Source organism: Okeania sp., from assembly GCF_983059655.1.
The window spans coordinates 1-7,057 of the sequence record NZ_CEZPJD010000399.1 but is presented as its reverse complement, the minus strand read 5'-3'; the positions used below and the strand labels follow the sequence as shown (position 1 = coordinate 7,057).

The 7,057-nt window shown below is 40.6% G+C and carries 2 protein-coding genes; one reads left to right on the top strand and one right to left on the bottom strand.

The window, feature by feature from the left end:
- Positions 1-39 precede the first annotated feature (39 nt).
- Positions 40-1,284: a TolB family protein gene (locus AC3DU7_RS20310; protein WP_488041118.1), complete on the bottom strand. Its 1,245-nt coding sequence runs from the start codon at positions 1,282-1,284 to the stop codon at positions 40-42.
- A gap of 230 nt (positions 1,285-1,514) precedes the next feature.
- Here AC3DU7_RS20310 and AC3DU7_RS20305 point away from each other — a divergent pair, with 230 nt between their 5' ends.
- A complete protein-coding gene (locus AC3DU7_RS20305) occupies positions 1,515-6,818 on the top strand; it encodes a trifunctional serine/threonine-protein kinase/ATP-binding protein/sensor histidine kinase (RefSeq protein WP_488041117.1) in 5,304 nt (1,767 codons plus the stop codon).
- Positions 6,819-7,057 lie beyond the last annotated feature (239 nt).

The following is a 7,057-nucleotide window of genomic DNA, read 5'->3' as shown; positions in this document are numbered from 1 at the left end:
GTCTTACCCCCACCAACTAATTTTTTCAGCAAACCCTAACTAGATATTCTGATTCCAGACAAAAACATCTCGACTATTATTATTATCTCCCACTACCAAATTAGTAGCAAAAGAGTCAAAAGCGACAACTTCCCCGGAAGCAGAAATTGCCGGATTAAAAGAAGTCAAATTTCCTTCTAACCCCTGATAATTTACTGATATTTTAGTCGTGACACCATTTAGCAAATCCCGCACGAATATATCATTAGTGCCATTGCTATCCCCAGGCACCAGTAACGGGTCGAAAGAATCAAAAGCTACAAACCTACCATCACCAGAAATCGTCGGTGCAAAGGAACTTCTACTGACCTGGTTACTAAAAATATCCACAGAGACGCGAGTCATGATGCCATTTGCTACATCGCGCACAAATATATCTCTGACACCATTTGTATCTCCTGGTACTAGATTAGTTGCCGTAGACTCAAAGGCAATAAAGCGACCGTCAGTAGAAATAGAGGGAGCGATTGAACTGAAATCTCCTTGGTTTCCTAAAGCATCTACTGAAATACTGCTGGTCATTCCAGTTAGGGTATCGTGCCAAAAAACGTCTCTGGCATTATTGGTATCTCCTGCCACAATATTAGTCGCAAAAGAGTCAAAAGCGATAAAGCGACCATCAGCAGAAATAATGGGGTTGAAAGAACTGAAATTTGCTCGATCGCCCAGGGAGTTTCTAGATATTTGGGCAGTCATACCAGTTAGGGTGTCGTGTAGAAAAATATCTCTGGCGTTGTTAAGATCTCCCATAACTAGGTTGGTTGCATCAGACTCAAAGGCAATGAAGCGACCGTCGGCAGAAATAGTGGGGTTTATTGAGGCAGCATTGCTTTGGTTGCCTAGAGAATCTACGGATATCCTAGTAGTTGTAGCAGTTAAAAGGTCTCTGAGAAAAATGTCTGTTGTATTATTGCTATCTCCTGGCACTAAATTAGTGGCATTAGAGGCAAAGGTTACAAAGCGACCATCGCCAGAAACAGAAGGATGAAAAGAATTGAGATTTCCGCCAAACCCAAAAGAGTTTAGCGAAACAATATCTGTAGTTTGAGTTTGTCTGTCTGTAATGAAAATATCTGTTTGGTTATTTGTGTCTCCTATTACTAAGTTATTAGCAGCAGATTCAAAAGCAATATAACGACTATCGGCGGAAATAGAAGGATTAATGGAAAAGTTATTTCCTTCATTTCCTTGAAAATTTACAGATAGGCGATGGATGTTTGTTTGGGAAATAATGTTTGTAACCATGCTCCGACCATAAAAGTTTATGTTATTGACTTAGTAATAATATCAAGCGTGATAAATGTTTGCTACAGATAGTTAGTGGGACTTACACAACTTAACTGCTAAAATTAGACTATTGTTAGGACTACCAGTATTCAACCGAACATGATATAATCATGATTTGTTTGGCAATTGAAATCGAAATCAGATAAAATAGTACTCATAATATTTAGCCTAAATTCCTGGTGATAGTGATGCTAAACTTAGCTGGTTATCAAGAAATCAATCAAATCTATGCTGGACAACGCACGCTAGTCTATCGAGCAATTCAAGAAACTTCTCGGCAATCGGCGATCGTCAAAGTTTTACGCAACCCTCGTCCTAGTTTTAATGAATTGGTTCAATTTCGCAACCAATACACGATCGCTAGTCACCTGGAACATCCAGCTATTGTTCAATGCTTATCCTTAGAACCCTATACTAATGGTTATGCCCTAGTAATGGCCGACTCAGAATCGATTGCTTTGTCCGATTATTGGCCGACTCAAAGCCATTCCCTCAATGAATTTCTCCACATAGCCATCCAACTAGCAGAAGCTCTCCAATATCTCGCTCAACAACGTATTATCCACAAGGACATCAAACCCGCTAATATTCTCATCCAACCTGAAACTCATCTAGTCAAACTCATCGACTTCAGCATCTCCACTTTACTACCAAAAGAACAACAAAAACTTATCAACCCCAATATTCTGGAAGGAACCCTTGCCTATATTTCCCCCGAACAAACTGGACGCATGAATCGAGGTATTGATTATCGTACAGACTTCTACTCCCTTGGTGTAACATTTTTTGAACTGCTAACCGGAAAATTACCGTTTGATACCCGCGACCCCATGGAACTTGTGCATTGTCATCTGGCAAAAATGCCAACTGTATTAGGAAACGGGGAAGAAATACCCCAAGTACTGTCAGATATTGTGATGAAGTTGATGGCCAAAAATGCTGAAGAGCGATATCAGAGTGCTTTTGGCTTGAAATACGATCTAGAGCAATGTCTACAGCAGTTAGAAACTACAGGAAAAATTACATCATTTGAGCTGGGAGAGAGAGATGTATGCGATCGCTTCCTGATTCCTGAAAAACTTTACGGACGAGAATCAGAAGTGAAAGTTTTACTAGATGGGTTTGAGCGTGTTGCTAATCCCTCCCAGACCACCCTTAGCAAAGGGGGAGTAGAAATGATACTTGTGGCAGGATTTTCAGGCATTGGGAAAACTGCAGTTGTTAATGAAGTTCACAAACCTATAGTTAAGCAACGAGGCTACTTTATCAAGGGTAAGTTTGACCAGTTCAATCGTAATATTCCCTTTTCTGCTTTCGTGCAAGCTTTCCGAAATTTGATGGGACAATTGCTAGGAGAGTCGGATGCCGAACTAGCTAACTGGAAAGCTAAAATCCTCAATGCACTGGGAGAAAATGGGCAGATAATAATTGAAGTGATTCCAGAGCTGGAAAGAATTATTGATCGACAGCCACCTGTTGCCCCGCTCTCTGGTAGTGCAGCACAAAATCGCTTTAATCTACTGTTTGGAAAATTCGTGCGGGTATTTACTACAAAAGAGCATCCTCTGGTGATTTTTCTAGATGACTTACAGTGGGCGGACTCGGCATCGCTCAACTTAGTTAAATTGTTGATGGATGAATCAGAAACAGGTTATCTATTGGTATTGGGAGCTTATCGCGACAATGAAGTTTTTCCAGCTCATCCATTGATTTTAACTTTAGATGAAATTGAAAAACAGGGGGCTAACATTAATACCATAACTCTAGAGCCTCTGGAAGAACTAGATATTAATCGCTTGGTTGCTGATACATTATTGTGTTCCGTAGATATTGCTGTACCTTTATCTGAATTAGTATATCATAATACCAAAGGAAATCCGTTTTTTACAACTCAATTTTTGAAAGGGTTATATGAGGAGAACTGTATTACATTTGAAGCGGATAAAGGCTACTGGCAATGTGACCTAGCACAAACACGACAATTGGCTCTGACAGACGATGTGGTAAAATTCATGATAGAGCGATTGCGAAAATTACCGGAAGCAACCCAGGCAGTGTTGAAGCTAGCAGCTTGTATTGGTAATCAATTCGACTTAGGAACGTTGGCAGTGGTATGCGAGGGCACTCAGGAGCGAGTGGCAACAAACTTGTGGCGGGGGTTACAAGAAGGGTTTATTATTCCAGAAAGCCAGACCTATAAATTTTTCCAGGGAATGCAGAATGAAGAAAATGAGGTAGAAACAATTTCAGTGGGCTATCGGTTTTTGCACGACCGCGTTCAACAAGCAGCTTATTCATTGATTTCTGAAGAGAAAAAACAAGCGACTCATCTTGATATTGGTACTTTACTTCTAGAAAAATTATCAGCCACCGAACGGGAAGAGAGAATTTTTGAAATAGTCAACCATTTAGACCTTGGGCGGACATTAATAACCAAAGCAGTACAACGAGAGGAGCTAGCAAAACTTAATTTATTGGCAGGGAGTAAAGCTAAAGCCTCCACAGCTTATGCCGGAGCTTTGAGCTACATCCAAGTTGGAATTGAGCTTTTACCCGATGACTGCTGGCAACAACATTATGAACTCAGCTTTTCTCTATATAAAGAAAGGGCAGAAGTGGAGTATTTGAATGGCAATATCGAAGCGGCTGAAATGTGGATCGAACTCATCTTGAAAAATGCCTTGACTCCCATGGAAAAAGCAGAAGTATATAATATGTCAATTCTTCAGTATACTCTGCAAGCTAAGTATCCAGAAGCTATTCAAGCAGGCCGGCGAGGTCTAGCGTTAGTTGATGTTGACCTTCCTGAAGAAAATTTTGAACAAGTAAGAGATGCAGAATTAGCGATCGCTACAGAAACTTTTAAAAATCTATCGTTTGATTCCCTGACTGACTTACCTTTGATGACTCAACCAGAACAAAAAATGGCAATCAAGCTTTTAATTACCTTGGGGCCACCAACTTATCGTTCTCATCAAAGGCTATGGTCTGTCATTTGCGCCAAAGCAGTTAATCTGTGCTTGAAATACGGAAATACACCGGAAGTTGGATATATTTATCCTGCCTTTGGTGGTTTGCGAGGATATGCTCTGAATAATTATAAAAATACGAATAAGTTGCTTGATGTCACTATTCAGTTAACTCAAACCTTTAACAAGTCCGCCCAGAGTGTTGCTTATTTGATGATTGGTAGTTCCCTCAGACATTGGTCTCATCCTCTCAAGGTAGCAACAGAAGATTATCTCTCATCTTATAAAATAGGTTTAGAATCAAGCAATTTGCAATATGCAGCTTATGCTTTTGGTCATAATATGTATTGCCGTTTCTATCAAAGCATTCCCCTAGAAAAACTACTAGCAGAAATTAGCGAGTCATTAGCCTTCACTCAAAAATACAAAAATCAGTGGGCGATCGATCTTTTCATTGGCGGTGGGATGCTCTTTTCAGAATTGATGGGAGTAAGAACTAATGTAGTCGAATCTGAATATTTAGACAAATGTCGCGAGCATAAAAACTGGCAGGTAATTTGCATTTATAATATATTGAAAACTCAACTTCTGTTCTTGTACGACCGACTGGGGGAGGCCCTAGAGTGTTGCCAACAGGCTGATGCAGAAATTATTAACGTTGCACCTCAAGGGTTGCTTCCTTATGCCCATCACTTATTCATTCATTCATTGCTGATGGCATCACTCTATCCCAATGCAACAGAGACTCAAAAATTAGAATATGGGGAAAAAATTTCGACCTATCAAAAACAGCTTGCCATTTGGTCACAGAATTGTCCGGAAAATTTCCTGCATTTGTGTTGTTTGCTGGAAGCAGAAATTGCTCGAATTTCGGGACAAATTTTAGAAGCTATAGAATTATACGACCGCGCCATTGCCCTAGCTAAAGAAAACGAATATCTCCAAGAAGAAGCATTAGGGAATGAACTAACAGCCAAATTTCACCTCGACTGGGGGAAAGAAAAAATTGCTGCTATCTATATGCAGGAAGCATACTACTGTTATGCTCGTTGGGGAGCCAAAGCTAAGACAGACCAACTAGAAGAAAAATATCCTCAACTGCTTGCTCCCATTATTCAAGAAACTCAATCTCCCCTCAATTTCGACCAAACCCTCAACTCTATCCAAAACCTTGACACGGGGAGTTCTTCTTCTTCTCCTTATATCCTAGATCTCGTCTCCATCATTAAAGTATCCCAAGCCATCTCCCAGGAAATAGAATTCAATACATTAACATCTAAGCTAATGAATATTGTCGTCGAAAATGCAGGAGCTGACAAAGGTGCATTAATTTTAAACAATACTGGCACTTGGGAAATTATTGCCCAATGTGAGAAGAGCAGTTGTCTCCTATCACCCATGCCTCTTAATGATGCCGAAACTCTTCCCCTAAGTATCATTAATACAGTCAAACGTACAAAAAAAATTCTCCTAATCAACGATATTGGCCAAAATACCACCTTCTCTGGGGATACTTATTTGATGCAAAACTCCCCTAAAAGTCTGATCTGCACTCCCATTATCAACCAAGGCCAATTAATTGGCCTGATATATCTGGAAAATAACTTCATCGCAGAAGCATTCACCCCAAACCACATTGAAATTCTCAAGCTCCTAAGTGCTCAAGCTGCTATCTCCATCGAAAACGCTCAACTCTATAATACCCTCGAACAAAAAGTTCAACAGCGCACTGCCGAATTATCTCAAGCTCTCGAAGACCTCAAAGCCACTCAAAAACAACTTGTAGAATCAGAAAAAATGGCTGCTTTGGGAGGATTAGTTGCTGGAGTTGCCCACGAAATCAATACCCCAATTGGCACGAGTATTACTGTTGCTTCTACTCTAGCGGACGAAACTCAAAACTTTACCAAAGCTATAGCTCAAGGACAACTGAAACGCTCTGTACTTAATAATTATCTAGATTTAGCTGGAGAAAGTACCCAACTGATGTTGAGTAACTTGAGTCGAGCTGGAGAATTAATTCAAAGCTTTAAACAAATAGCTGCTGACCAAAGCAACCTCGAATACCGATGTTTTAACCTCAAAGGATACCTCAAAGAAATTGCTTTAAGTTTAGCTCCCCAAATGAAAACATCTTATACTCTCACTGTAGAAGGGGACGAAACTATTAAAATTGATAGTTATCCAGGGGCCTTAGCTCAAATTGTCACCAATTTAGTCACCAACTCCCTAACTCATGGGTATCCTTCGGAAGAAGCAGGAAATTTCACCTTGGGCATTCGCCAAGAAGGTGATAAAATACAGCTTGAATATAGTGATGATGGTTGTGGCATTGAAGAGGAAAATTTAGGCAAGATTTTTGAGCCATTTTTCACCACTGCCAGGAGTAAGGGGGGAACAGGATTGGGATTACATATTGTCTATAATTTAGTGACCCAAAAGTTACAAGGGACAATAGAAGTTGATAGTCAGGTGGGTTTAGGCACAAAATTTGTTATAACTATTCCTTTTGCTCAGGAGTAGGGGAGCGGGGGAGTAGGGGAGTAGGGGAGTGGGAGAGATGGAATATTGGGCGTTGCTGTTCTGGGTATGATTTTGCCCCCCGAGCACCCCAATTTTGGGGGGAATAAAACTCTAAAAGTCCCCCTTGATCCCCCTCCCGTCCCCCTTGGAAAGGGGGAAGCCAGAAGATGCTTCGCTTTTGAACGATGGGAAGCCAGATGTTGCTGCGCTTTTTGTTGAATGGGGGATGCGCGGGGGCT

Bases quoted from the DNA above. Each gene is read 5' to 3' on its own strand.
- AC3DU7_RS20310 (WP_488041118.1), bottom strand. From the start codon at position 1,284: ATGGTTACAAACATTATTTCCCAAACAAACATCCATCGCCTATCTGTA.
- AC3DU7_RS20305 (WP_488041117.1), top strand. From the start codon at position 1,515: ATGCTAAACTTAGCTGGTTATCAAGAAATCAATCAAATCTATGCTGGA.